25 protein-coding genes, 1 tRNA gene, 1 pseudogene and 1 riboswitch are annotated in these 25130 nt (G+C 68.5%); of the genes and pseudogenes, 13 read left to right on the top strand and 14 right to left on the bottom strand.

Features of this window, described 5'->3' with window-relative positions; translation table 11 throughout:
* Window positions 1-174: 174 nt before the first annotated feature.
* From mptB to EDD27_RS44220, 3 genes and pseudogenes are all read right to left on the bottom strand, one after another.
* Window positions 175-1047: pseudogene (gene mptB, locus EDD27_RS59050) on the bottom strand (polyprenol phosphomannose-dependent alpha 1,6 mannosyltransferase MptB); the annotation flags it as partial.
* Between the two features lie 692 nt (window positions 1048-1739).
* The gene (locus EDD27_RS44225; RefSeq protein ID WP_127938133.1) at window positions 1740-2468 is read right to left on the bottom strand and encodes a glycosyltransferase family 2 protein; all 729 of its coding nucleotides are present in this window, start codon (window positions 2466-2468) and stop codon (window positions 1740-1742) included.
* A 167-nt stretch (window positions 2469-2635) separates the two neighbouring features.
* Complete coding sequence (locus EDD27_RS44220) at window positions 2636-2983, bottom strand: STAS domain-containing protein (protein ID WP_127938131.1); 348 nt, start codon at window positions 2981-2983, stop codon at window positions 2636-2638.
* Window positions 2984-3155: 172 nt separating this feature from the next.
* Here EDD27_RS44220 and EDD27_RS44215 point away from each other — a divergent pair, with 172 nt between their 5' ends.
* Window positions 3156-3596, top strand: a complete 441-nt coding sequence (locus tag EDD27_RS44215) for a hypothetical protein (RefSeq protein ID WP_241564571.1) — start codon at window positions 3156-3158, stop codon at window positions 3594-3596.
* Here the strand turns inward: EDD27_RS44215 and EDD27_RS44210 are convergent.
* Together EDD27_RS44210 and EDD27_RS44205 are read right to left on the bottom strand one after the other, a co-directional pair.
* Window positions 3586-4680, bottom strand: coding sequence for a sensor histidine kinase (locus EDD27_RS44210; RefSeq protein ID WP_127938129.1), 1095 nt, complete (start codon window positions 4678-4680; stop codon window positions 3586-3588). The genes EDD27_RS44215 and EDD27_RS44210 overlap by 11 nt on opposite strands.
* Window positions 4680-5378 (bottom strand): response regulator transcription factor, encoded by a 699-nt coding sequence (locus tag EDD27_RS44205; RefSeq protein ID WP_127938127.1) that lies wholly within the window; start codon window positions 5376-5378, stop codon window positions 4680-4682. The genes EDD27_RS44210 and EDD27_RS44205 overlap by 1 nt, the downstream gene beginning before the upstream one ends.
* A gap of 94 nt (window positions 5379-5472) precedes the next feature.
* Between EDD27_RS44205 and EDD27_RS54985 the strand changes: the two genes are divergently transcribed.
* The 3 genes from EDD27_RS54985 (at window position 5473) to EDD27_RS44195 (ending at window position 6577) form a co-directional block, all read left to right on the top strand.
* On the top strand, window positions 5473-5646 hold the full coding sequence (locus tag EDD27_RS54985) for a hypothetical protein (protein WP_164903390.1): 174 nt from the start codon (window positions 5473-5475) through the stop codon (window positions 5644-5646).
* 10 nt (window positions 5647-5656) lie between these two features.
* Window positions 5657-5857 (top strand): DUF6412 domain-containing protein, encoded by a 201-nt coding sequence (locus EDD27_RS44200; RefSeq protein WP_206642351.1) that lies wholly within the window; start codon window positions 5657-5659, stop codon window positions 5855-5857.
* Between the two features lie 63 nt (window positions 5858-5920).
* A complete protein-coding gene (locus EDD27_RS44195) occupies window positions 5921-6577 on the top strand; it encodes a YidC/Oxa1 family membrane protein insertase (RefSeq protein ID WP_127938125.1) in 657 nt (218 codons plus the stop codon).
* On the opposite strand, the gene EDD27_RS44190 is transcribed toward EDD27_RS44195, so the two are convergent.
* Together EDD27_RS44190 and EDD27_RS44185 are read right to left on the bottom strand one after the other, a co-directional pair.
* A complete protein-coding gene (locus tag EDD27_RS44190; RefSeq protein ID WP_241564570.1) occupies window positions 6561-6992 on the bottom strand; it encodes an ATP-binding protein in 432 nt (143 codons plus the stop codon). The genes EDD27_RS44195 and EDD27_RS44190 overlap by 17 nt on opposite strands.
* Before the next feature lie 142 nt (window positions 6993-7134).
* A complete protein-coding gene (locus EDD27_RS44185) occupies window positions 7135-9003 on the bottom strand; it encodes a sensor histidine kinase (RefSeq protein ID WP_127938121.1) in 1869 nt (622 codons plus the stop codon).
* A 97-nt stretch (window positions 9004-9100) separates the two neighbouring features.
* Here EDD27_RS44185 and EDD27_RS44180 point away from each other — a divergent pair, with 97 nt between their 5' ends.
* Window positions 9101-9676 (top strand): methylated-DNA--[protein]-cysteine S-methyltransferase, encoded by a 576-nt coding sequence (locus EDD27_RS44180; RefSeq protein WP_127938119.1) that lies wholly within the window; start codon window positions 9101-9103, stop codon window positions 9674-9676.
* Here EDD27_RS44180 and EDD27_RS44175 read toward each other — a convergent pair.
* The 3 genes from EDD27_RS44175 to EDD27_RS44165 all read right to left on the bottom strand — a co-directional run bounded on the left by EDD27_RS44175 (window position 9639) and on the right by EDD27_RS44165 (window position 11872).
* Window positions 9639-10973 carry a purine-cytosine permease family protein gene (locus tag EDD27_RS44175; protein ID WP_127938117.1) on the bottom strand — a complete coding sequence of 445 codons (1335 nt, stop codon included), beginning with the start codon at window positions 10971-10973 and terminating at the stop codon, window positions 9639-9641. The two genes, EDD27_RS44180 and EDD27_RS44175, sit on opposite strands and share 38 nt — an antisense overlap.
* Window positions 10964-11077: riboswitch (TPP riboswitch) on the bottom strand. It overlaps the preceding gene by 10 nt.
* Before the next feature lie 40 nt (window positions 11078-11117).
* Entirely contained in the window at window positions 11118-11441 is a 324-nt protein-coding gene (locus tag EDD27_RS44170; protein WP_127938115.1) for a rhodanese-like domain-containing protein, read from the bottom strand.
* Complete coding sequence (locus tag EDD27_RS44165) at window positions 11438-11872, bottom strand: winged helix-turn-helix transcriptional regulator (protein ID WP_127938113.1); 435 nt, start codon at window positions 11870-11872, stop codon at window positions 11438-11440. The genes EDD27_RS44170 and EDD27_RS44165 overlap by 4 nt, the downstream gene beginning before the upstream one ends.
* A 75-nt stretch (window positions 11873-11947) precedes the next feature.
* Here EDD27_RS44165 and EDD27_RS44160 point away from each other — a divergent pair, with 75 nt between their 5' ends.
* The gene (locus EDD27_RS44160; RefSeq protein WP_127938111.1) at window positions 11948-13351 is read left to right on the top strand and encodes an MFS transporter; all 1404 of its coding nucleotides are present in this window, start codon (window positions 11948-11950) and stop codon (window positions 13349-13351) included.
* 331 nt (window positions 13352-13682) lie between these two features.
* Here the strand turns inward: EDD27_RS44160 and EDD27_RS44155 are convergent, their stop codons facing one another.
* Genes EDD27_RS44155 through EDD27_RS44145 form a run of 3 tightly spaced genes read right to left on the bottom strand, consistent with a single transcriptional unit; the run spans window position 13683 to window position 16573 of the window.
* Entirely contained in the window at window positions 13683-14561 is an 879-nt protein-coding gene (locus tag EDD27_RS44155) for an Fpg/Nei family DNA glycosylase (RefSeq protein ID WP_127938109.1), read from the bottom strand.
* Between the two features lie 59 nt (window positions 14562-14620).
* A complete protein-coding gene (locus tag EDD27_RS44150) occupies window positions 14621-15226 on the bottom strand; it encodes a TenA family protein (protein WP_127938107.1) in 606 nt (201 codons plus the stop codon).
* A gap of 27 nt (window positions 15227-15253) precedes the next feature.
* Window positions 15254-16573 (bottom strand): LCP family protein, encoded by a 1320-nt coding sequence (locus EDD27_RS44145; RefSeq protein ID WP_241564569.1) that lies wholly within the window; start codon window positions 16571-16573, stop codon window positions 15254-15256.
* A 263-nt stretch (window positions 16574-16836) separates the two neighbouring features.
* Between EDD27_RS44145 and EDD27_RS44140 the strand changes: the two genes are divergently transcribed.
* Window positions 16837-18195 carry a hemolysin family protein gene (locus EDD27_RS44140; RefSeq protein WP_127938105.1) on the top strand — a complete coding sequence of 453 codons (1359 nt, stop codon included), beginning with the start codon at window positions 16837-16839 and terminating at the stop codon, window positions 18193-18195.
* The gene (locus EDD27_RS44135; protein WP_127938103.1) at window positions 18192-19199 is read left to right on the top strand and encodes a hemolysin family protein; all 1008 of its coding nucleotides are present in this window, start codon (window positions 18192-18194) and stop codon (window positions 19197-19199) included. Before EDD27_RS44140 ends, EDD27_RS44135 begins: the two co-directional genes overlap by 4 nt.
* A 283-nt stretch (window positions 19200-19482) precedes the next feature.
* Here the strand turns inward: EDD27_RS44135 and EDD27_RS44130 are convergent.
* Window positions 19483-19565, bottom strand: a tRNA-Leu gene (locus EDD27_RS44130).
* A 201-nt stretch (window positions 19566-19766) separates the two neighbouring features.
* On the opposite strand from EDD27_RS44130, the gene EDD27_RS44125 reads away from it, so the two are divergent.
* Genes EDD27_RS44125 through EDD27_RS44105 form a run of 5 tightly spaced genes read left to right on the top strand, consistent with a single transcriptional unit; the run spans window position 19767 to window position 25124 of the window.
* On the top strand, window positions 19767-20507 hold the full coding sequence (locus EDD27_RS44125; protein ID WP_127938101.1) for an FhaA domain-containing protein: 741 nt from the start codon (window positions 19767-19769) through the stop codon (window positions 20505-20507).
* Between the two features lie 17 nt (window positions 20508-20524).
* Complete coding sequence (locus EDD27_RS44120; RefSeq protein WP_127938099.1) at window positions 20525-20995, top strand: FHA domain-containing protein FhaB/FipA; 471 nt, start codon at window positions 20525-20527, stop codon at window positions 20993-20995.
* Window positions 20992-22284: a Stp1/IreP family PP2C-type Ser/Thr phosphatase gene (locus EDD27_RS58105; RefSeq protein WP_127938098.1), complete on the top strand. Its 1293-nt coding sequence runs from the start codon at window positions 20992-20994 to the stop codon at window positions 22282-22284. Before EDD27_RS44120 ends, EDD27_RS58105 begins: the two co-directional genes overlap by 4 nt.
* Window positions 22285-23667: an FtsW/RodA/SpoVE family cell cycle protein gene (locus tag EDD27_RS44110; protein WP_206641924.1), complete on the top strand. Its 1383-nt coding sequence runs from the start codon at window positions 22285-22287 to the stop codon at window positions 23665-23667. It abuts the gene before it with no gap.
* The gene (locus EDD27_RS44105) at window positions 23664-25124 is read left to right on the top strand and encodes a peptidoglycan D,D-transpeptidase FtsI family protein (RefSeq protein ID WP_127938096.1); all 1461 of its coding nucleotides are present in this window, start codon (window positions 23664-23666) and stop codon (window positions 25122-25124) included. The genes EDD27_RS44110 and EDD27_RS44105 overlap by 4 nt, the downstream gene beginning before the upstream one ends.
* The last annotated feature ends 6 nt before the right edge of the window (window positions 25125-25130 follow it).

The raw sequence follows: 25130 nt of genomic DNA, 5'->3' as shown, positions 1-25130 counted from the left end.
CACGAGCGCCAACATCCCGAATGCCAGCCCGTCGTACCAGGGCAGGATGTACGGCGTGGCGAACAGGTACGCCACCACCAGCCCGGCAGCCACCACCGGCGCCTCCAACCCGCCGGCGCCGCTCAGCGTGTCGGTCCGGGGGGTGCCGTGCAGTCGGCTGGTCCAGTGCGTACGGGAAGCCCAGCGGAGCAGGCACCAGGCGACGAGCGCGAGCACCAGCAACGAGCCGACCTGGATCTCCCCCCGGTATGCGCTTCCCGTGCCCACGATCGACTGGAGCCAGCCCTGGACGAGCTTCCAGTAGGAGGCATGCGAGATCGACTTGCTGGTGCGTGTCACCGGCGTGATCGCTTCCGCCCCGACGATCACGTACCCGATCACCACCAGCGCCAGGGCGCAGGCCGCCATGAGGGCCAGCCGGGCGGGGCGCCGGCGTAGCTCCCAGGCAGGGCCGAGGGCCACCAGACCGGCGTTGAGCTTGATCGCCACCCCCAGTCCGAGGAGAGCGCCCGAACCCACGGGACGGCTCCTGGCCACGAGCGCCGCGACCATGCAGGCGATGGCCAGGGTGTCCACGTGCATGCCCGCCACCAGGTGATAAAGCAGGAGTGGATTGGCCGTCCACAACAGGGCCGCGCGCCGGCGCCGGTCCGGGTCGTCCCTGGTGAAACGGTCTATGAGGAGGCCGGTCGCGATGAAGGCAGCGGCGTTGAACAGCGCCAGAACGAAGATCGTCAACCGGAGCGAGTCCCCGCCGGCCCAGCTCGCGGCCGCCTGCAGAGCCGTCGCGACCGGGCCGTAAACGCTCGGCTCCTCACGCCACGGCTCCTCTACGGCGTCGGCGATGGGGTCGCCGGGCAGGCCGGCGGCGCCATGGGTGTACGGGCTGAGGCCCAGCGTCGCCATGCGGCCGTACGCGGCGTAGTTGAGGTGGTCGGCGGAGCCCGAGGGAGGCAGGAACGCCAGGATCCCGGCGGAAAGGCAGCCGATGAGCACCAGCAGGCGTGCGCTCGGCAGGCCCCGGCCTGCTCCGGCCCGCCCTGCCATCGGCTGGGTTTCTTGGCCGGATGCGGGTCGAGAGCGGCTCGTGGGAGAGCCGGATCCGACCGGCATCGGCACTTCGGCGTTGGCCGTGGGTGGGGTGCGGATGGCGGAGAGGGCGGCCAGGAGGCCGAGGCCGCCCAGGAGGAGCGCGACGGCGGCGAGGGCGACCGTCAGGTGCGGGGCGGGGTGGACGTCGAGAGAGTACGGCGGTTGCCAGGACGGGCCGCTCAGCGCCGGAACCATGGGTGACGGGCCGAGGAGGCCGATGGTGATCGTCAGCAGGATCGAGGCACCGATCGCCCCAGTGGCCGCCCAGGCCGGCCGGACTCGTGCCGTGTCGTGCCGCGTCTCCGAAGTCACCCGCAAATTCCAGCACACACTCCGACCGGCTTCGGCCGGACGGCCGCTCCCTGTGGACAACCGACTGGCAGTGAGGCAGCGCGCGAGATGCGGCAGGCCCCGCGCACAACGACGGCACGGCCTCTCCGCTGGGTCAGGAACCGCCAGGCTCGCCGAAGCCACGCGCCCGACCGGCCAGGCACGCCGAGCCGGCGGTCAAGGCAACGGCCCCGGGTCCGGAGGACCGGGGGCCGTGCTCCGGGCCGGCGGTCCAAGGCAACGGCATCAGATCCGGAGGGCCAGGCGTCGCACTCCGGGCGGCAACGTGCTCAAAGCACCGATGCAGCCGGAGGTGGTCAGCGGTTGGTGCGAAGTTTGTGGAGGTTTTGGGTGACCAGCGGGTCCCGGATCGCCAGGGCGCGGGCCACGTCACGGAGTTGGACCGCGCGGTGGAGCTGCGCACGCCAATCCGTCCCGGTAGCCCGATGTGCCATGTCCACCTCGACCTCCGTCACCCGATATCCCTTGCGCACCAGGTCAATCGTCAGCGCGGTCTCCACGCCGAACCCGTGCGCCAGCGGCCGGGCCGCTTCGAAGGCGGCTCTGGTCAGGCAGCGCTGGCCGTTGAGCGGCTGGGCGAGCTCCAAGCCGACGGCCCGGCGGATGCCCTCCCTGGAAAGGCGTACGACCAGGCCATGGCCGCCGAGCTTCACCCTGGTCGCGAAGACGGCGATGGTCATGTCGGCCTGACCCGCGCGTACGGGCTCGATGAGCGGGGCCGCGGCAGCCGCGGTCTCCCCCAGGTCGGCGTCGAGGAACAGCAGGTGACGGGGGGTGGCATCCTCGTCCAGAAGGCGTACGGCCTCCGCTCCGGTCTCCATCGCCGCGGCCTTGCCCCTGTTGCGGCTGTGCCGCACCACCCGGGCTCCCGCCGCGCGCGCCACCCGGCCGGTCTGGTCGCGCGACCCGTCGTCCACGACCACGACGAGGTCCACGCCGGGCAGGGCCGCAGCGGCCTTGACGGTGGCCGCGATGCGGTCGGCTTCGTTGGCGGCCGGGATGATGACCGCGGTGTCACCGATCACTGGGCGTTACCTTCCATGAACAGGACAACATCGTCCCCCAAGGTAGTCGTCTCAGGAAGACGGCATCACCCGAACGGTACGTCCTCGCCGCCGTCGGCGGCGACGCCCGGCCATGTCGCCGGATGCGGCATCGCGCCGGCGACCGACGCCCCCGCGTCCGGCTCCCGTCATGAGCCCTCGGCGATGAGGAACTCCTCCGGCACCTTGTCATGCACGGTGAACACCGAGTCGAGCCCGGTGACCTGCAGAATCTTGCGTACGGCGGGACGCGGCGCGGCCACCTCCAGTGTCCCGCCCTGCTCCTTCATCCGCTTGAGCGCCGAAAGCAGCACGTTCATCCCCGTGGAGTCACAGAAATCCACGGCGGACATGTCGATGACAACTCTGCTGGGCCCCTCCTGCAGCAGCCGAGTGAACTCGGACTGCAGGTGAGGCGCCGTATAGAGGTCGATTTCCCCGGTGACCGCGACTACCGCGCACCCGGCATGTGATCTGGTCGAGACCTTGAGCTCCACATGGGCAGGCTAGCGGTGCGAAGCCTTCCGGTCACGTTGTCACGCCGAGAGGGCAACCACAGGTTTTTGTCCTCTGTTTGTGCTCCATGGAAACGGAGAGTACGCGAAGCTTGACAGTGTGACACCAAATCAGCCGACGTCACGTCGAAGAGGAGGGACGGGCCCCGCATCGATGAAGGCCGAGAATCCCGAAGATCATCAGCGTCAGGGGCTCCGAGAACACCTGGAGTCCATCCTCATCCGCACAGAGAAGGCCACATCATGGCATGACGAAGCAGGACGCCTCCGTGGCCTGGTCAACCACGAGGGCTACGTCCCCATTCGCACCCGGCTGGCGACCGAGGACCTCGAGTTCCTCGCCGGCGCCCGTAGCGATCTGCTCAGCTTCGCCGAGCTCGGGCTCAGGCTGCTGGATCTCCATCAGCCGAGGGACGCGGGCGGCATCACGAGCGACGCCGCGCACCCCATCCTCCGGTGCCGAAGCTGCATGTGGCGCTGGCCCTGCCCGACGTTCCGGGCGATGTGGGAGTCGTTCGGCGCCCAGCCCAACACCGAAGCCGCGCTCGCGGACGGCGCCGGGCCTCCGGAAACGATCAATGGTGTCAGCCGCTGACCAGGGGAAGCCGGATCTCGAACCGGCACCCCGGCCCGTCGTTGACCACCCCGATCACCCCGTTGTGCGCTTCCACGATGCCCTGCGCGATCGCCAGCCCGAGCCCCGCGCCGCCGTCGGCGGTAGGAGTCCGAGCCGCCTCCCCGCGGAAGGCCACCTCGAACACCCGAGGCAGATCGTCATCAGGGATCCCTCCGCAGCAGTCCGTCACGGACAGGCATGCCATCCCCTCGTCCACCCCGGCCCGCAACACCACGGTCCGATCCGACGGCGTGTGCCGGATGGCGTTGACCACGAGGTTGCCGAGGGCCCGTCCCAGCGCCCCGGCGTCGGCCTCCACCGGCACGGTCTCCGCCGCCTCGGCCGTGAGCATCACGCCCTTGGCCCTGGCGAGCGGCTCGGCACCGGCCAGAGTGTCGGCGACGAGGTCGGCGAGCCCGATCCGGGCCCTGGAGAGCCGCAGGGCCCCGGCGTGGATGCGCGACAACTCGAACAGGTCGTCCACCATGGCGGACAACCGCTCGACCTCCAGTTTGATCTGGCCGTGATAGCGCGCGACGGTCTCGGGGTCCGACACCACCCCGTCCTCCAGCGCCTCCGCCATGGCCCGCATGCCGGCCAGCGGCGTCCGCAGGTCGTGACTCACCCAGGCCACGAGCTCGCGCCGCGCCCCCTCCAGGGCCCGTTCCCGCGCGTACGCCTCCTCCAGCGTGTTCGCGATCGTCTGCAGCTCGGCGGGCAGTCCCTGCGGGGCCACGAAGGGCATGTCCCGTACGGCGTCCACCAGCCGCCTGCTCTCCCGCACCACCCGCTTGGCCAGCACGAACGCGACCCCTAGCCCCACCAGCCCGCCGACGGCCACCACGCTCAGCACGAAGTCCTTGACCGGCCCCTCGATGATCATCTTCATGATGATCGCCACGACGCCCGCCAGGGTGGCGGCCACGGCGACCACCACGACCACGGCCAGCATCACCCCGATGGACTTGGTACGCAGCCGGCCCATCACCCAGACGCCGGCGAGCGCCACCAGCAGCCCGAGCCCGGCGGCCACGGCCACGACCATCCACAGCTCCGTACCCATCAGCCGCCGTCTTCCAAGGGCTCGTACCGGTACCCGACCCCCCACACCGTGACGATCCTGCGCGGCGCGGTCGGATCCGGCTCGATCTTCTCCCGCAGCCGCCGTACGTGCACGGTCACCGTGGAGGAGTCGCCGAACGACCACCCCCACACCTGGTTGAGCAGCGCCGAGCGGCTGAAGGCCTGGCGGGGGTTGCGCATGAGGTACGCCAGCAGGTCGAACTCCCGGGCCGTCAGCATGATCTCGTCCTCGCGCAACCGCACCTCGTGGGCTCCCACGTCCACCATGAGGTCACCGTCACGCAACACCCCGGTCCCGCCGGTCACGGAGGCGCCTCTGGCCCGCCGCAACACGGACTGCACGCGCAGCGCCAGCTCGCGCGGGCTGAACGGCTTGGTCACGTAATCGTCGGCCCCGGTCTCGAGGCCCACCACGCGGTCGATCTCCTCACCGAGCGCGGTCAGCATGATCACCGGCACCGGCCAGCGCTCCCTCAGCTTCCTGCACACCTGCAGCCCGTCGATCTTGGGCAGCATGAGATCGAGCACCATGAGATCCGGCGGGTGCGCCAGCGCCCTGCGCAGCGCCTCCGCGCCGTCGCCCACACACTCGACCTCGTGCCCGTCGCGCTCCAAATAGCGGGCGACGACCTCGGAGACCGTCGGATCGTCATCGACCACCAGGATGCGCGTGTTCACGTCTTCACGGTACGGCCACGCCCCGCGGAAGTGGCATGGACGTCATCGGTTCGTAAGCCTCGCGGATCATGCCCGGAGGACGTACGGTGGCTCCATGGGTAAAGTCGTGATGCTCGTCATAGGGACCCTGCTAGGTCTCTTCGTGGTGTTCAACTTCCTGCTGCCGATGCTGGCGTTCCTGTTCAAGATCGCTCTGATCATCGGTGTGGTCGGCCTGGTCGCGTTCATCGCGGTCACCGTCGTCGGCAAGTCCTCCCGGTCGCATTGACCCGGTCACGTTGACACTGTTCCTGCTTGATCCGTGGCTGGTCGGGATCACCATGATGGCGATCCTGCTGCTGGCCGCGTGGGCGGCCGCGTTGCTGCCCGTCCTCAGCGGGGAGCCGCCGAGCTTTCCGCTGTCCTACGCGCGCCGTACGGCGTTCCAGCGCCAGCGCGACCCGGACGCGGCCGGACGCCCGCGTCCACGAGCCCCATAGGCATGCCCCGCTTCCACACGCAAGCGGGGCTCGCCGACACGTGAGCCCTGATCCGATCTCCCATTGAGGGAAGGGCTCATGATCGATTCTCTTGTCACGTTCGTCATCGGCATGGCCGGGGGCAATGCCGCGCTCGCGATCGTGTTGTTCACCGTGGCCGTGCGGCTCTTGCTGCTGCCGCTCAACGTGCGCCAGGCCCGTACGGTGAAGATCCGCGAGCGCCTCGCGCCCAAACTTCGCGACCTGCAGAAACGCTTCGCGCGTAATCCCGAGCGATTGATGCGGGAGACGCGGGCGCTTTACGCCAAGGAAGGCAGCTCGCCGTTCGCCGGGTTCCTGCCGATGCTGACGCAGTTGCCGTTCATGTGGCTGATGTACCGGGTGGCCACGCATCCGACCGCGCTGGCCGGTCACGATCTGTTCGGGGCGCCGCTGGGGCATCAAGTGGCCGGCGTGGTGGCTAATTACGGTCTGGTCAGCGGCCCGTTTTTGGTCTTTGTTCTGGTCATCGTGCTGATCACAGCGGTGGCATGGCTGTCGGCGAGGCAAATCAAGGTTCCGGAGGAGCAGCCCGAGCTGATGAGGAGGATCATGCGGCTGCTGCCGTACGGCTCTGTGCTGGCCGCGCTCGTGCTCCCGCTGGCGGCGGGTCTCTATCTGCTGGTGTCCACGGCGTGGGCGACAGGGGAGCGGGCCGTGCTGGCTAGCCGGCCTCTTTGAGCGCTGCGACCTGCCCGTTCATCGCTCCTTTGGGGGCGGGCAGGATGGCCCACACCGTCGTGGTGTCCCCGTCGTGACGCACGCCCCAGCTCTCCGCCACATATTCCACGATGCCGAGCCCCCGGCCCCCCAGCGAGGAAAGGGTCGGGCGGCCGGCGCGCGGCTCGGTCGCCGCACCCCCGTCGCTGACCGCCACCTCGATGTGATCGTCGCTGCGCAGCCAGGCGACCCTCACCATCCCCGACGGCAGCGGATGCGCGTGCCGCAGCGCGTTGCTCAGCAACTCGCTCACCACCAGCACCGCATCGTCGATCGCCGTGGAAAAGACCCCGCATTCCTGCAGGTCAGTGCTCAGACGCTGGCGGGCAACGGCAACGCTGGACGGCGCGTACGGCAGCAGCACCACGCTTGACACACCCACCTCCCCGTTCCCTGTGCCCCCCGCGGGAACACTCCCCGGTACGACCGAAATGCCCCGTTACTCGATCCCAGAAACCGCATCTCGATCACAGCTTGTACACATTGGACGATAGGTCAGCTCAACCGTGACCACCTCGTTACCGCACCGGTGTGTCGGATCGGATAGTGGAAGCGCATCGCAGGACAAGTCGCATCCTGGTGCCCCCTCCCGGCCTCGGATGAGCGCTCACGTCCCCTCCTTGTGCTCTGGCGAGGCTGCGGACGATGTAGAGCCCGAGCCCTACTCCACCAAACCTTCTCCGGTCGCCGCTGTCCACTTGGACGAACCTCTCAAAGATCCGCTCGCGGTCGGGCGGGGCGATGCCGACGCCTTCGTCGTCGACCACCACGACGACGTTGTCGTCCTCCAGCCAGGCCTCGACGCTGATCAACCCGCCCTTCGGGGAGTACTTGAACGCGTTCTCCAGCAGCTGCCCCAGCACGATGTCCGTGGCGAGGGCGTCGCCGAGCACGTTCGGGAGCTCGTCGGGGAGCACGACCTCCACCCGGTGCTTGTCCGACAACGAGGGCAGTCCCAGCGTGGCCGCGTGGATGCGCTCGGCCAGGTCGAACCTCTCGATCCGCACCTTGAGCTCGTCCGCGCCCGCCCTGGCGCCGAGCAGCAGGTGATCCATGAGCTGCCCGAGCGACCTGGCCCGCTCGGCGATCGTGTGCACGGCCGAGCGCCGCTCGGGGTCGCTCATCTTGTCCCAGCGCGAGTCCAGCGTGCTCGCGAACCCCCGCACGATCGTGATCGGCGTCCGCAGCTCGTGGCTGGTCGTGGCCAGGAACAGGTCCTTGGCCTCCTCCAGCTCCTTGGCCGTGGTCACGTCGCGGAAGTCGACGACGACCTCGCCGGTCTCCTCGACCTGCGCGCTCACCACGTCCAGCCACCGCCCGCTCCCCATCTGGTACGTGAGCTTCTCCCCGCTCTTGGGCAGCGGGAACGGCGGCGGCCCGCCGATGACGGCGTCGGCGGGGAACGCGGTGATCTCGGCGGCGGCCGGGTTCCACCGCACGACACGCCCGGCCTCGTCGAGCACGGCGATCCCGTCGGCGCTGGCGTCGAACACGGCCTGCTCGTGCGCCCGCTGCCGCACCGCCTCCTGGTAGGCGACCGCGTTGCCGACGGCGATGCCGGCATGCCCGGCCAGCAGTTCCAGCAGTTCCAGTTCGAGGTGCCCTGGCGTGCGCCGGGCGAAGAGCGCGTAGAGCGCGCCGTACGGCCGCCCGCCGACGGCGGCGAGGCCCAGCGCGATCGTGTGCAGGCCGTTCAGCTTCGCCCACACCAGGTCGTCGAGCTCGTTCGACTGCAGCAGGACGGTCTTGCCCGTTCGTAAGAGCCGATCCACGAGGCTCGTCCGCAGGTCGCTGGTGGTCCCCCTGATCGACTCCGGCAGCTGGTACGTGCTGACCAGCCGCAGCCGTTCCCCCTCGATCAGCACGAACCCGCCCGCGTCCGCCCCGGTCAGCTCGGTGAGGCTGGCCGAGATCCGGTCGAGCACGGCCGACAGCTCCAGCTCGGAGTTGATGTCGCCGACCACGTCGGTCAGCTTGCGCACGAGCCTGGCCCGGCGCGCCATGCGGTTCTTGGCGACCTCGTCGGTCCTGGCCAGGTGGTGCACGCACACGTACCCGGCCACGGCGCTGCCCAGCCGCAACGCGCTGATGTCGACGCGCATGTCGAGCACGCTGCCGTCGCTGTGCAGGCGTTTGGTGCGCAACGACACCTGGCCACCGGTGCGCACCCGTTCGAGCACGGCGTTGAGCTCGGCGATCAGCTCCGCGGGCACGATCGGGGCCCTGCGCCCGATCATCTCCTCGGCCGTCCACCCGAAGAGCCGCTCGGCGGCCTCGTTCCAGACCAGCACACTCTGGTCCCTGTCGAGCGCCACGACGGCGTTGGGTGAGCTGGCGAGCACCGCGCGGGCGATCTCATCGTCACTACCGGCCCATTGGTCACCCACACCTCCATAGTGCCCGTGGCACGGGAGGTACGTCGGGCGATCCGTCCGATACGCTGCGGTCACGGCGATTTCTCTGTCGCGGGGAAGGGGTGGGGGCATGGCGAGCGGCGATCTGGATGCCCTGCTGCGGGTGACCTCCACCACCTATCGGGGCGAGACGCCACCGGACATCGCCTTCGGCACGTACGACGGCGCGCTCGGCCGGCTGGTGCTGGCGGTGACCGGCAAAGGCATCGCCGCCTGCTCCTTCGAGTCGGAGAACGCCGTCTTCGAGCTGCTCACCAGGCATGTGGGCAGGTTCATCGGCCCGGACGCGCGACGGCTCGACCCGGTGCGCAGAGAGCTGGACGCCTACTTCTCCGGCCGCCTGCGGGCGTTCGCCACGCCGGTCGACCTGACGCTGGCCACGTCGTTCGCGCGTACCGTGCTGCAGAAGACCATGGCGGTGCCGTACGGCACGACCACCACGCTGGAGGAGATCGGCGCGAGCATCGGCAGGCCGCGCGCGTTGCGGGCGATCGGCAACGCGCTGGCCTCCAACCCCGTCTGCGTGATCGTGCCGTGCCACCGTGTGGTGCGCGAGGACGGCGGCCTCGGCGACTACGCGGGCGGCCCGGCCGCCAAGCAGCACCTGCTCAACGTCGAGCAGCGCGCCGCAGCAGCAGGCCGATGAGCAGCGTCACGAGCGCGGCCACTAAGGCCCCGCCGAGCGCGCCGTTCATCCACGGCTCCCTGGTGAAGCCGATCAGCTCACGCGTCCGCGTCCAGAAGTCGTCCCACGCCGGCACGGTGGGGGTCGAGGTCGTCAGCCAGTAGGCGACGAAGCCCAGCACCCACGGCACCAGCATCGACCAGCGCGCGGGGGCGTTCTCCGCGGTGTTCCAGCGGTCGCCACGGGCGAAGACGAAGTAGTCCACGGCGAGGACGGCGAACATCGGCACGAACACCGCGCCGATCACGCCGAGGAACGCCCCGTAGGACGTGACGTCCACGACCAGCGCGATCGCGATGGTGAGCACCCCGATGGCGGTGGAGAAGACGCGACGGTCCACCCGCGGCATCAGGTTCTGCAGCGACACGGTGGTCGAGTAGACGTTGGCGAACGACTGATCGGTCTCGCGCAGCACCAGGATCGCGAAGAACAACGCGCCCACCGGCGCCGCCACGAACGGTCCGAAAACGGCCGTTCCGTCCGCAACCACGGCGTCCGCGCCCGCGATGGCCACCGCGTACACGCCCAGTCCCAGACAGGCGACCTGGGCCAGTGTGTAGCCGCCCACCACGCCGGTGAACGCGGCCTTGCTGGACCTGGAGTGGCGGGCGAAGTCTGCGGCCATGGGCACCCACGACACCGAGAGCGCGATCACGTAGTCGACGGCGGCGGGGAAGGCGGTCCAGCTCCCGCCGGTGTGCGCGGGCGCCTCGGACACGAGGAACCAGGTGAACCAGATCATGGACACGATCACGCCGATGGTGACGTACCGCCGGATCAGGCGGACCGCCCCGAGCGGCCAGATCGTGAGCGCCGTGGTCAGCACCCCGGCCACGATCACCCACACCTGGTACGGGACGCCACTGAAGATCGCGCTGGCGGCCTTGGCGATCACCCAGAGCTCGAACGCGCCCCAACCGAGCATCTGGACGATGTTCAGCACCGTTGGCACGTAGGACGCCTTGGCCCCGAAGAGCCCGCGCAACAGCACCATCGACGGCTGGCCCGTCTGGGTGCCGGGGATGGCGGACAGGCCCACCATGGCCGTGCCGATGAGGCTGCCGACCAGAGCGGCGGTGAGCGCGGCGATCAGGCTGAGCGGTGCGTTGCCAAGGGGGTCGAGCAGGTAGAGGGCTCCGGAGAAGCCCAGGAGGCTGACGCCGAGGTTCGCCCAGAGCGCGCCCTGGTCGAGGACACCGAGGGTCTTCGGGGGCGCGCCCTCAAGGGTCAGCGGAACTTCGTCGGCGACATGCGTCATCGCACACTCCCTACGCCGGCATTACCCGGACAGGTTCAGGCGGTCGGCAGCGGATGGATAGCTGCCCTCTCAGCCCGGCACCCCGAGCTCCCGCGACGATCTGAAATTAGCGCCCTCATCATGCCATAAAGGGCGAACTGCGCGTTAGGCCACGAAAGGTTGCTGTCCGGTCTCACTCACCATCGGGCGGCGCGCGGCCTCCCACGACTGCATGCCGCCACCGACGTTGACCGCGTCCCGCCCGAGCTGGTTGAGCCAGGCCGCGACCTGCAGCGACCGGCCGCCCACCCGGCAGACGACGTAGACCGTCCGGTCTCCGGGCACCTCGTCGACGCGCTGCTGGATCTGTGTCATGGGGATGTGCACGGCGGCAGGGGCGTGGCCGGCCACCCATTCCTCCTGCTCACGCACGTCCAGCAGGTAGGCGTCGTCGGGAAGCGCGCTGGCCTCGATTTCAGGAACGGTCATGCCTCCATCATCTCTTGCCGTGCGTCGTAGTCGGCACGGGCCGCCGCGATCTCCGCCTGGTGCTCCTCGGTCCAGGTGACCAGGGATTTGATCGTCTGGTGCAGGGTCCGGCCGAGCGGCGTCAGCGCGTAGTCGACCCTGGGCGGCACCACGGGGTGGACCGTACGGGACACCAGCCCGTCGCGCTCCAGGTGGCGCAGGGTCACGCTGAGCATGCGCTGGCTGACGCCGTCGATCTCGCGGCGAAGCTGCGAGAAACGCAGGCTCTGGCAGTCGAGCAGCGCGATGACCAGGAGCGACCACTTGTCCGCGATGCGGTCGAGTATCTGGCGGACCTCGCAGTCCTCGCGGGTGTCCCACTGCCGCACGTCGTAGTCGTCGTCCACGGTGCTGTCGCAGTAACTAAGTGATCTGAAAGTGCCGTCTTCCATGGCATCTCATGCTGGCCCAAGATGTGGACGGTTACAAGAGATAACCGACTGCCTATACGTAACCGGGGGTTTGTCATGCCTGCCCGTTCCTGGGGCATCCTCGCCGTCCTGTGCGGCGCCATCTTCCTCGAGGGCATCGACGTGGCCATGCTGAACGTCGCCCTCCCGTCCATCCGGGCCGACCTGGGGTTGTCCACGGGCATGCTGAGCGGGGTCGTGAGCGCGTACGTGCTCGGCTACGGCGGCTTCATGCTGCTCGGCGGCCGGGCGGCCGACCTGCTGGGCCGCCGCCGCATGTTCCTGCTCTGGCTCGGGGTGTTCCTGCTGTTCTCAGGGCTGGGCGGCTTCGCAGAGGAAGGCTGGGTCCTGCTGATCGCCCGCTTCGTCACGGGCGTGGCCGCCGCCTTCATGACCCCGGCCGGCCTCTCCTTGATCACCACGACGTTCCCCGAGGGGCGGCTGCGCAACCGGGCACTGCTGATCTACGCGGGGACGGCCGCGGGCGGCTTCGCGCTCGGCCTGGTGATCGGCGGCCTGCTGACGGCGCTCGGCTGGCGCTGGGTCTTCTTCGCGCCGGTCCTGATGTCAGCGGTGATCCTGGCCGTCGCGATCCCCCTGATCAAGGAGCCTGCCACCGCGGACCGGCCCCAGGCCACCGGGTTCGACCTGGCTGGCGCCGCGACCATCACAGGCTCGATGATGCTGCTCGTCTACGGCGTCGTGCGCCTGGAGCACCCGGCCGACGGATGGCCGCTGACCGTCGCGGCCTTCGCCGGCGGCCTGGCCCTGCTGGCGGCCTTCGCCGCCATCGAGCGCCGCTCCGCCAACCCACTGGTCCGCCTCGGCATCCTCGCGTCGGGCTCGCTGGTCCGGGCCAACCTCATGGCCGCCCTGCTGACCGCCTCGTTCTTCGGGTTCCAGTTCCTGGTCACGCTCTACCTGCAGGAGCTGCGCGGCTGGTCCACCATCCAGACGGGCCTGGCCCTGCTGGCAGCCGCCGCCGACGTGGTCCTCGCCCCGACGCTCACCCCGTGGCTCGTCAACCGGTACGGCAACGCCAAGGTCGTCCTGGGCGGCCTGCTGTCGGGCCTCCTGGCGTACGCGCTGTTCCTGGGCGTCGGCCTGGACTGGACGTACGCGGCCATGCTGCCGTCGATGCTGCTCATCGGCCTGATGTTCGCCTTCGTGTACGGCCCGCTCACGATCGTCGCCACGGACGGCATCGCCGAGCACGAACAGGGCCTGGCCGGCGGCCTCATCAACTCTTCCTTCCAGTTCGGCGCCGCCCTGGGCCTCTCGGCCGTCACCGCCCTCAACGTAGCCGTCCTAGGCACCCAAACCACCCCAGAAGCCGGCCTGTCCGCCCTCCGCACAGCCCTGCTCGCCCCGGTGACCGCAACCCTGCTGGCCGCCGTCATCGCCACCATCGGCCTACGCACCCACACCCGGGAAAGAGACCGCGTACCAGTCAAGGCCTGACACACCCCGCGTCAGCGCCCCATCAGTCGGGGCCATGCCACCGAGAGCCTGTGGGCCGTGGACACAACGCCGACGGCCACGCGAGCGGCACCCACCACGAGCAGAACCGTCCGAACAGCCACGTGCAGGATGGGCGCCGCGTCGGCGGTCCGGGGCACGGCGGGGCCCGGCGCAATGTGCACGGCGCCCCGCCCGTAACCACGGAACCCGGCCAAGTATGCGCTCCGTCACGGCGAGCAACCCGTGAGCCTTCACGACCGGCCATGACAGAAGGAAAGGGACATCGGCGCGTGCGGTGACGCTGGGCGACCGTAAACAAAAGAAAAAAGGATCACTTAAGAAGACGGGAAAGACGCCTATCGGCGAGCGGCTTGCCGCCGGTTTGGCAGGTGGGGCAGTACTGGAGCGCGGAGTCGGCGAACGACACCTCGCGGATCGTGTCGCCGCACACATCACACGGCTGCCCCGCCCGATTATGCACGCGAAGCCCGGACTTCTTCTCGGCCTTGAGATCCTTGGCCGCCAGCCCGTGCGCCCGCTCCACCGCCTCCCTCAGCGTGGCGACGATGGCCTCGTGGAGGTCGGCGATCTGCGCGTCCGTCAACGTCGCCGCGATCTTGAACGGCGACATCTTGGCCGCGTGCAGCACCTCATCGGAGTAAGCGTTCCCGATGCCCGCGATGATCTTCTGATCGCGCAGCAGCCCCTTGATCTGGGTACGGTTGCCGCCCACGATCCGCTTGAGCGCGTCCACGGTGAAGGACTCGTCGAGGGGATCGGGGCCGAGGGCGGCGACGCCGGGGACATCGTCCGGATTTTTCGTGACATAGACGGCGAGGCGCTTCTGCGTCCCCGCCTCGGTGAGCTCGAACCCGGGTGCCAAGCCCTCGTCGTCAGGCGCCAGCCGCACCCGCACTGCGAGCGGCCCCTTTCCCGGACGAACCGGCTTCGCCCCGGACAGATCCTCACGCCAGCGCAACCACCCCGCCCGGGCCAGGTGAATGACCAGGTGCAGCCCGTCGCAGTCGAGGTCGAGGAACTTGCCGTGCCTTGTCACGCCGGTCACGGTCAGCCCGCCGAGCGCGGTGACCGGCGGGTCGAACGTCTTGAGCGCCTGGAAGGCGACCACGTCGACGCCCAGGATGGTGCGGCCCACCGCGCGTTCGCGCAGGAAGTGGACCAGAGACTCCACTTCAGGAAGTTCCGGCATGCCACCAGGGTACGGTGCACGGCCTCGGTACACACTGCGCCGTCCACAGCCTGTGGAAACTACGGAACGTCCCAGAAGGCCAGCTCGTGCGCCATCCCCTCCGTGAACAGCGCCTGCGCCCGCACCGGATCCGGGCCGGCCTCATCGATCATCTGCGCGATCCGCACCGTCAGCGCCGCGAATCCCGGATCGGCGTACGTGTCCACCCAGGCCCGGTACCGCGGCTCGGCAGGCGGGTTCTCCGCCAGGATCCGCCCGAGACTGGAATACCCCCACATGCACGGATAGAGCGCCGCCAACCCCTCCCCGTACGACGCCGCCGACTCCAGCAGGAACGCCGTGTACGCGGCACACGCCGGCCCTTTCACCGCCCCGTCCAGATCCGCCCCGAACTCCGCCGACAACGACCGATGCAAGCTCAACTCGTCGTGGTACGTCGTGTGCGCCAGATCCACCAGATCACCCAGATGCGCGTCGGGCGCCTGCCAGGCCAGCCGGGCGAACACCCGCACGTAGTCCAGCAGGAACAGGTAGTCCTGCTCCAGCCACGACCTGAACACCGGCTCGGCCAGGTCGCCCCGCGCGATCCCGGCCACGGTGGGATGCTCCAGCTGCGCCTGGAGCAACGGCCGGCCGATGACGTGCAACGTCTCCGAGATAGTCATGGCTGGGAGGTTAGTGTGATGAACGGGTCAGCCGGCGTCCAAGATGTTCTTCGGGACCGGCTTGTCGTTCTTCAACGCGTCGAAGAGCGCCAGTGCCTTGGTCCGGTCCCACTTGATCGCCGTGCCGCCGCTCGGCACGGCCTCCTCGCCGCCGAACGGCACCACCGTCGTCACCGGGCTGTCACCCATGGCCAGCCCGAGCGAGAGCATGTCGAACGCCCCCGTGCTGGTGTCGACCTGGACCGCGTCCGTGGCGCTCATGGCCAGCGGGATCGAGGTGAACGGGTTGATGAGCACCCCGGGGCTGGCCGCCTTCTTCACGACCGCGCCGAGGAACTGCCGCTGCCGTTTGGTCCGTTCGAAGTCGGGCAGCGCGCCGCCCTTGCGGGTGCGTACGTACCCGAGGGCCTGAGCGCCGTTGAGCACTTGCGTGCCCTTCTTCAGTTTGAGCCCCGCCAGGGGGTCGTCCACGTCGGCCCGGACATTGATCTCGACGCCGCCGATGGCGTCCACGATGTCCACGAATCCGGCGAACCCGATCTCCATGTAGTGGTCGACGTGTATCCCCGTGACCGTCTCCACGGTGCGGGCCAGCAGCTTCGGCCCGCCGATCGAGTAGGCGGAGTTGAGCTTGTCGCGTCCCTTGCCGGGGATGGTGACCGCGGAGTCGCGCGGCAGGCTGACCAGCGTCGGCCTGTCGCTGCCCTCGGGGATGTGCAACAACATCATCGAGTCCGTGCGCTGCCCCACGGCGCGCCCGGTGCGGAGCTTCTTACGCTCGGCCGCCGACAGGCCCTTGCGGCTGTCCGAGCCCACCAGCAGCCAGTTGCTGCCCGGGGTGTCGGCCGGACGGCCCTCGTAGTCGTCGAGGACCCCGTCGATCCCGCTCAACCGGGAGTCGATCCAGAAGAACATCCCCACGGCCGCCACCAGCAGCACCACCAGCGCCCCGGCGACGATCTTCAGGATCGTCCTGCCCGACGGCCGCCTGCGCGGCCCTCTGGGGCCCTTCTCCGAAGGCCGACGGAGCCGAGCTCCGTCGGCTCCGTCGGCTCCCTCGCGGCTGGGCCGCAGGGGCTTCACCGGGCTGCTGCCCGACCGCTCCCTGCCGTACACCCGGGAGCCGGCCCTGGGCGGCTCGTCCCCAGGACGTCCGGCGGAAGGCGGGGCGGGCGCGTCAGGGGCCTGGGAAGCGACGGGAAGTTTGTGCGTGGGCGCTCCCGGCCCGCCGGGCGGCACCTGATAGGCGGGTGCACCGCCGGAACGCAGGCCGTCAGAGGGTCTCGGAGGCAGGGGGCGGCCGTCGCCTGGCGAGCGCATTGCTCTCGTCCGGTCGTCCTCAGTCACGTCGCCTTCTTCCCTTCGCTTTGCCTAGACGGTACGTCGAACCTCCGGCAAGTGCAGACCTCCGCCCAAGCTTTGTCTAGGGAAAACTACCGAGAACCAGCGGATCCGCAAGGAGCCGTCACACACAGTGACCATGGAAACATAGTCGCCACTTGTGTCGTTAGGTTAGGGACAACCTCTATCGAAGGGATGATCGTGTCCGCTCCGGACCCGTGGAGTCTTCGCCCGTGCTGGGGCACGGGTTCTTCTGAGAGTTCACTGCGGTGAGCGCTTATCTGGGGCTGTTGGCCCTGTTCCTCCTGACCGCGGCAACGGGCTTCTTCGTCGCCCAGGAGTTCGCATTCGTCGCCGCGGACCGCGGCATACTCCGTGAGCAGGCCGCCGCCGGCGACAAGTCCGCCGAGAAGGCGCTCCAGGTGACCTCGCGACTGTCCTTCATGCTCTCCGGCGCCCAGCTGGGCATCACGGTGACGGCGCTGCTCGTCGGTTTCCTCGCCGAGCCGGCGATCTCCGTGATCGTCCGCCCCTGGCTGGAGAACACCGGAATGTCCACCACCATGATCTCCGGTGTCTCTGTAGCCACCGGAGTGTTCGTGGCCACGGTGGTGCAAATGGTCCTGGGCGAGCTGGCGCCGAAAAACCTCGGCATCGCCCGCCCGGAGCCGGTGGCCAAGTTCCTGGCGAGCGCGACCCTGGCCTACCTGTCCGTGGTCGGCCCCGTGGTGCGCCTGTTCGACTCGGCCGCCACGGGCCTGCTCAGGCGCGTCGGCGTCGAGCCCGTGGAGGAGGTGGAGCACGGCGCGACCCCGGAGGAGCTCTCCCGCATCATCGAAGAGTCGACGAGAGCCGGCGAGCTACCCCCAAGGCTTTCAGAACTCCTGGAACGAGCCCTGGAGTTCGGCGACCGCACAGCGGAGGAAATCATGGTCCCCCGCCCCCGAGTCGTCGTACTCCGCGACACGCAGCCGATTTCCGACCTGCTCGAGGTCGTGCGCCAGCGCGGCCACTCCCGCTATCCGGTGCTCGGCGCCGACGGCGACGTGCTGGGAGTGACCGGCGTCCGCGAGCTCCTCGCCGCGGATCTGAACGAGGGCGCCATCAGAACGATCACACGCCCCGCCCTGCTGGTCCCCGACTCCCTCCCCCTGCCATCCGTCCTGGAGAAGATGCGCACGGCCAAGGACGACATCGCCCTGGTCATGGACGAGTACGGCGGCCTGGCGGGAGTGATCACCATCGAGGACCTCGCCGAGGAACTGGTCGGCGAGCTCCTGGACGAGAACGACCCCGAGCCGCTGGGCGCCGTGGAACGCCGCCCCGGCGTCTGGGAGGTGCCCGGCTGGCTGAGGCTGGACGAGGTGGAGCGCGCCACCGGCATCTCATTGCCGGAGAGCGACGACTACGACACCCTCGCCGGCCTGATTTTGGCCAGGCTGGGCCGCATGCCGGACCCAGGCGACGAGCTGACGGTCCCCATCAGCCGGCCCACTGACGACCCGTTCGCGGAGACCGACGACGACGACGTGGCCCACGTGACGGTCATGTCCCTGAACCGCCGCGTGCCTGAATGGGTCCGCCTGGTCCCCGCAAAGCAGACCGCACCGGCGGAGGCGACGCGATGACGATGCTCCTCATCAGCCTCGCCCTCCTGGTCTTCAACGCGCTGTTCGTGGCCGCGGAGTTCGCCTTCGTCTCCGCCAGACGCCATCGGCTGGAGGAGATGGCCACAGGCAGCAACCGCCTGGTGAGATTCGCCGCGAAATCGGCCGTGGCCGGCGGAAGGCAGCTCTCCCTCATGCTGGCCGGCGCCCAGCTAGGCATCACCCTCTGCACCCTGGGCCTGGGCCTGGTCTCGGAACCGGCGCTGGAACACGCACTGGAGCCGGCCTTCGCCGCCGTGGGAATCCCGGAGTCCCTCCGCCTCCCCATATCCCTCACCCTGGCCCTGGCCCTGGTGACCTTCCTCCACATGGTGATCGGCGAAATGGCCCCCAAGTCCTGGGCCCTGACCCACCCGGAACGAGCGGCCCTCCTCCTGACCCTGCCGTTCCGCGCCTTCACCAACCTGATGCGCCCCCTGCTCACGGCCCTGAACGCCCTGACCAACGCCATCCTCCGCCTCTTCGGCGTCCAGCCAAGAAACGAGCTGGCCACAACCCGCACCCCAAGACAACTGGCCATGCTCGTAGGCGAGTCAGGAAGAATGGGCCTCCTGGACAGAGAAGAACACGACCTCCTGACCAGAGCTCTCCGCCTCCAGGCAGAAGGCATAGAACGCCTGATGGTCCCGATAGCCCAGGCAGTCATGGTCCCCGCAACGGCAACAGCGGCCGAGATCAGAACAACAGCCGCACAAAGCGCCCACCTGAGACTGCTGGTAGGAACACCAACATCGGTGGAAGGCGCCCTACATGCCAGAGACGCCCTGCTGAACCCGAAGAGCAGAGCAAGAGACCTGACGAGGGACCTCCCCCACCTCCCCTGCGTCACCCAGGTCCCAGAGGCGGTAACGGCACTACAGGAGGCAAGATCCCACCTGGCCCTGGTAACGAACCAATCAGGATCCGTCATCGGGATGGTGAGCCTCACAGACCTGCTGGGCGAGCTCCTGGACACCAGATTGTGACGTAAAACACATCAGCAAGCCGCCCGAAAGCACCTTGCAACCACCCTGACGTACGGTCCAAGAGCGGCCCACCCGGAGAAAAAGAGACCCCACAACCCTTGCGATCCGCCGATGACTTCGTCAGGGTGGGACCGGCGAGCAACCACAGCAGATCAAGGGGGGTCTGGGGGGCGAAGCCCTCCAGAAGACGCTGGGGGTCCGGGGGTCATCCCCCGGGAGACACGACGAAGGGGACCCGCGGAAGGAAGCAAATGCTTCCGACCATGGGTCCCCTGTCACCGAGTGGGCGAGGAGGGATTTGAACCCTCACGTCCTTTCGGACACACGGACCTGAACCGTGCGCGTCTGCCGTTCCGCCACCCGCCCTTTTTTGGGTGCGGAGAAACAGTAGCACGGAACAGCCACTGGTACTGAACCCGGATACGATCGCATAAGACACGGGAGCGGAGGAGCTGGGCGCGACAGCCGACGGGCGCCGGGAAACGCCGCGACGTGGGACTAGCGGAAACCGGGCGCCGTACGCGTCTGGGGAACGCGATCATATGCACGGAGGAAGGGAGGTACCCGGTGGGAGTCCTTCAGCGCTTCGAGCGAAGGCTCGAAGGCTTGGTTGAGGGGGCCTTTGCGCGGGCGTTCAAATCTGACCTTCAGCCGGTCGAGGTCGCCAGCGCGGTTCAGCGGGAGATGGATGAGCGTGCGGCGATCGTCGCTCAGGGTCGCACGCTCGTGCCCAACGATTTCGTGGTTGAGCTGTCCACGACCGACAGCGAACGGCTTGAGGTCTACGCCGACAGCATCAGTCACGAGCTGGCCAACCTCGCCAGGGAGTACGCCAAAGAGCAGGGCTACTCTTTCGTGGGACCGGTCCGGGTTCGCTTCGAGACCGCCGCCGACCTGGCTGTGGGTTTGTTCCGCATCAGGTCCGGCGTCATCCGCGGCGCGACGGTGGAGCAGGACGAGATTCGCCAGCCGGCGAGCGACCTGCCTCCGTCCCGGCCGCACGCGTTCAACGGGCGGCCTAGGCTGCTCGTCTCCACCCAGGACGATCCGCAGGGCGACCGCTCCTACGAGCTCACCACTCCGGTGACCTTGCTCGGCAGGGGCACCGACTGCGATCTTCGTCTAGTCGATCCCGGCGTTTCGCGGCACCACGCGGAGTTGCGCGTCGAGGGCCAGAATGTGGTTCTCGTCGACCTGGGATCGACGAACGGCACTTTCGTCAACGGCCAGCCGGTACGCAGGATCGAGCTCCAGAACGGCACGCGAGTGACCCTGGGGCGCACGACTCTGGTGTTCCGGCGCGATTAGAGGTAGACAAACGGTCCATGTCCGAGCTCACGCTGCTGCTGATCCGGCTCGCCTTCCTGGCGGTGCTGTGGTTCTTCGTCATTGCCGCAGTCGGCGTGATCCGGACTGACTTGTTCGGTTCACGCACGGCTCCCGCGGGTCCACGCAAGTCCGCCAAACCCGCCAAGGCCGTGGCGAAGCCCAAGAGCAAGAAGGGCGAGCCACGCCAGCTCATCGTCACTGGTGGCCCGCTGCAAGGCACCACCATCAATCTCACGGAGACGCCCATCACCATTGGCCGGGCGAACGACGCCACGCTGGTAGTCACGGACGACTACGCATCCAGCCGGCATGCCCGGCTCTTTCCTCAGGACGGTCAGTGGATCGTGGAAGACCTCGGGTCGACCAACGGCACGTATCTCGACCGCTCGAAAGTCACCCGCCCGACCCCGGTGCCGCTCGGTGTTCCGATCCGCGTCGGCAAGACAGTCATTGAATTGCGCAAATGACCATCGCACTCCGCTACGCCGCCCGCTCGGACGTCGGCCTCCTCCGCGAAGGAAACGAGGACTCGGCGTACGCTAGCGGCCGCCTGCTCGCCGTCGCCGACGGCATGGGCGGGCACGCACACGGCGAGGTGGCAAGCTCAGTCGCCATCGCCGCCATGGCCTCTCTCGAGGAGGTCCAACAGGGGGGTGACCTGCTCAACGCCATCGAGGCAGCGGTACGCGACGCCAACCGCAGGCTGCACGAAATGGTGGGGCGGGATCCCAGCCTCAAGGGCATGGGCACGACTCTCACGGCCATGTTGTGGAACGGCACCCAGGTCGCCCTCGTGCACGTCGGCGATTCGCGCGCCTACCTGCTCAGGCGCGGGGAGCTCTACCAGATCACCCACGACCACACGCTGGTGCAGCAGCTCGTCGACGACGGGCGCATCACGCCGGAAGAGGCCGCCACGCATCCGCAGCGCTCGATCCTGCTGCGCGCGCTCGACGGCAGCGGCGAGGTCGATCCCGACCTCACGCTCCGGGAGGCGCAGGTGGGCGACCGCTACCTGCTGTGCTCGGACGGGTTGTCCGGCGTGGTGAGCGCGGAGACGCTGCACGCCACGCTCACCAACATCGACGACCCGGAAGAGGTCGTCCGCCAGCTCATCGACCTGGCGAACAGGGGTGGCGGGCCGGACAACATCACATGTGTGCTGGCCGACGTCCTGGAGATCACCGATGGGCAGCAGGTGCCCGCCGAGGCCGCCGTCGTGGGCGCCGCGGGCATGAACCGGCTGCGCGGGAATCCGCAGGACACCTCGCCGGGGCGACCTAGCGCGGTGACGGCGCCCCAGCCGGCGATCGCCGACGACGATTTCGACGAGCCGGTCGCGCAGGCGTCCCGGCGGTCGGGCAGACGTCGTCGCGTGTGGCCTGCGCTCGTCACCGTGCTCACCATTGGCATCGCGGCCGTCGGCGTCGGCGGCTACTTTGGATATCAGTGGACCCAGGACCAGTTCTTCGTCGGTGCTAGGGGCGACGAGGTGGTCGTGTTCCAGGGGGTCCAGAAGGAATTGGGCCCCTTCCAGCTGTTCAGCGTCTCCAAGCCCACGGGACGGAAGCTCTCCCAGCTGTCCGAGGCCGATCAGGCGCTGATCAAGAGCGGCATACCCGTCATTTCCGTCGACGAAGGCATAACGAAGATCAACGCGTTCAAGTTCTCCGGAGATCAGCAGAGCGACACGACCGCGACCACGAGTGCGTCACCCACGCCATCCGCGACCGCGACCAAGACGAAACAGCAGTAAATGAGCGAAGTCGCCGATTCCCCCATCCCGATGCCGGCCAAGCGCCGCGTGGCCCAGCTCGTCATGCTGGCGCTCGCGGTGGTCATCGTCATGGGCGCCTACGCCAACGTCGGCCTGGCGATCGACGGTCAGATCCCGGCGGGCATGCTGACGTACGGTCTGGGGCTGGGTGGCCTGATGCTGGTCGCCTACATTGTGCTGGCCAAGTTCGCCCCCTGGGCGGATCCGCTGATCCTGCCGCTGGTGACCGTGATCAATGGTCTCGGCCTGGTGATGATCTATCGGCTCGAGTCCGCGAAAATGCCGGGAGCGTCCGCCGCCAACCAGATCATGTGGACGGCGGTCGGCGTCGTCATGTTCACGGCCACGCTGATCGTGATCCGCGATCACAGGATTCTGCAGCGCCTCACCTACACCGCCGGCGCCGTCGGCCTGGTCCTGCTCGCGATCCCCGCGGTGCTCCCCAGCTCACTCAGCGAGGTGCAGGGCGCCAAGATCTGGATCCGCATCGGCGGATTCTCCATCCAGCCGGGCGAGTTCGCCAAGCTGGCGCTGGTGGTCTTCTTCGCCGGTTACCTCGTGGCCAAGCGCGACGTGCTGGCGCTGGCCGGGCGGCGGCTGCTCTTCATCGACCTGCCGCGGGCCAGGGACCTCGGTCCCGTCCTCGTCACCTGGGGGCTCAGCCTGCTCGTGCTGGTCTTCGAAAAGGACCTGGGCACATCGCTGCTGCTGTTCGGCAGCTTCATCGCGATGCTCTACATCGCCACCCAGCGCACGTCGTGGGTGCTGATCGGCGTGCTGCTCTTCGCCGGCGGCGCCTTCCTGGCGGGCTCGGTGTTCGACCACGTCGGCGACCGGTTCCAGATCTGGCTCAACCCGAGCTCCGACGAGTTCTACAACCGGGAGGTCGGCGGCAGCTTCCAGATCATGCAGAGCCTGTTCGGGCTGGGCGCGGGCGGCATCCTGGGCACCGGGCTCGGGCAGGGCAACCCCGACCTGATCCCGCTGTCCTTCTCCGACTTCATCTTCGCCGCAGTGGGCGAGGAGCTGGGCCTGACCGGCCTGATGGCGCTGCTCATGCTCTACGCGCTGCTGGTCGAGAGGGGGCTGCGCACCTCGCTGGCGGCGCGCGAGCCGTTCTCGAAGCTGCTGGCGGGCGGCCTGTCCTTCATCCTGGCCTGGCAGGTGTTCATCATCGTCGGCGGCGTGACGAACCTCATCCCCCTGACCGGTCTGGTCACCCCGTTCATGTCCCAGGGTGGCTCCGCATTGCTGGCTAACTGGATCCTTATTGCGCTTTTGGTAAGAATGTCTGATTCGGCGCGAAAGCCCCCGCCTCAGGCGATCCAGAACGAAGGACTGACGCAGGTGTTCCAGCGATGAACAAGACCCTGAAGCGCGCGGCCGTGGCCTGCCTGGTCATGTTCGCGCTCCTGATGATCAATGTGAACATCCTGCAAGCGGTCCGCGCGGAAGAGCTGAGCGGCGACTCCCGCAACACCCGCAACTACTACGCGCGTTACGCCATCGAGCGGGGACGCATCGTCGCGGGCGGCAAGGTGATCGCGCAGTCCGTCGAGACCGAGAGCAAGAGGTTCAGGTTCGTCAGGGAATACCCGGACGCCAAGCTGTACGCGCACGTCACCGGCTTCTTCTCGCCCGAGAGCGAGAGCGCGGTCGAGAAGTCCGAGAACGACCTGCTCGACGGCTCCAGCGCGGACCTGCTGCTGCGGCGTGGCATCGACCTGTTCACCGGCGAGCCGACCAAGGGCGCCAACGTCGAGGTCACGATCAACCCCAAAGCGCAGAAGGCGGCCTACGACGCGCTGCGCAACAGCGGCAAGCGCGGCGCGGTGATCGCGCTCGACCCGAAGACCGGCGCGATCCTGGCGATGGTCTCGCTGCCCACGTACGACCCCACCGAGCTGTCGGGCACCGAAAAGGGCAAGGTCTTCACGCGCTACGACGAGCTGGCCAAGGAGAAGAGCCAGCCGCTGCTCAACCGCACCATCGGCCAGACGTACCCGCCGGGGTCGACGTTCAAGGTGGTGACGATGGCGGCGTATCTGGAGGACGATTCCTCGCGCGGCCCGGACACCAACGTGGACGCGCCGCAGCGGCTGCCGCTGCCCAACACGACCATCAGCCTGCCCAACTACGGCGGCGCGGCCTGCGGCTCCGGCTCGGTCACGCTGACATTCGCTCTGGAGAAGTCCTGCAACACGCCCTTCGGCAAGATGGGCATGGAGCTCGGCTACGACAAGATGAAGGAGCAGACGGAGAAGTTCGGCATGGGTCAGCAGATCGCCGTGCCGATGTCGGTGGCCGAGAGCGACTTCGGCCCCAAGGAGGATCAGGCGGCCGTGGCGATGGCCTCGATCGGGCAGCGCAGCAACCGGATGACGCCGCTCCAGATGGCGATGATCGCGGCTGGCATCGCCAACGATGGCGCGGTGATGAAGCCGTACCTCGTCAACAAGATCACCGACGCCAAGGGCGACACGGTCGACGAGGCCAAGCCCGAGGAGCTGTCGGAGGCCGTGAGCTCCGAGACCGCCGGCAAGCTGCGCGACATGATGGTGAGCGTCGTCAACAACGGCACGGCCAACCTGGCACAGGTGCCGGGCGTCCAAGTAGCGGGTAAGACGGGCACCGCGGAGACGGCCGACGGCCAGCCGCCGCACGCCTGGTTCATCTCCTTCGCGCCCGCGGAGGACCCGAAGGTGGCGCTGGCGGTCATCGTCGAGTCCGGCGCCGCTAACGTCGGCGCGGAGGCGACAGGCGGTCACACCGCCGCGCCGATCGCAAAAGCCGTGCTGGAGGCGGTGCTGAACAAGTGAGTGACG

This window comes from Nonomuraea polychroma (assembly GCF_004011505.1).
Classification (GTDB): domain Bacteria; phylum Actinomycetota; class Actinomycetes; order Streptosporangiales; family Streptosporangiaceae; genus Nonomuraea; species Nonomuraea polychroma.
Note: the sequence above shows the minus strand (reverse complement) of the source record. Positions and strands in the feature narration are given on the sequence as shown.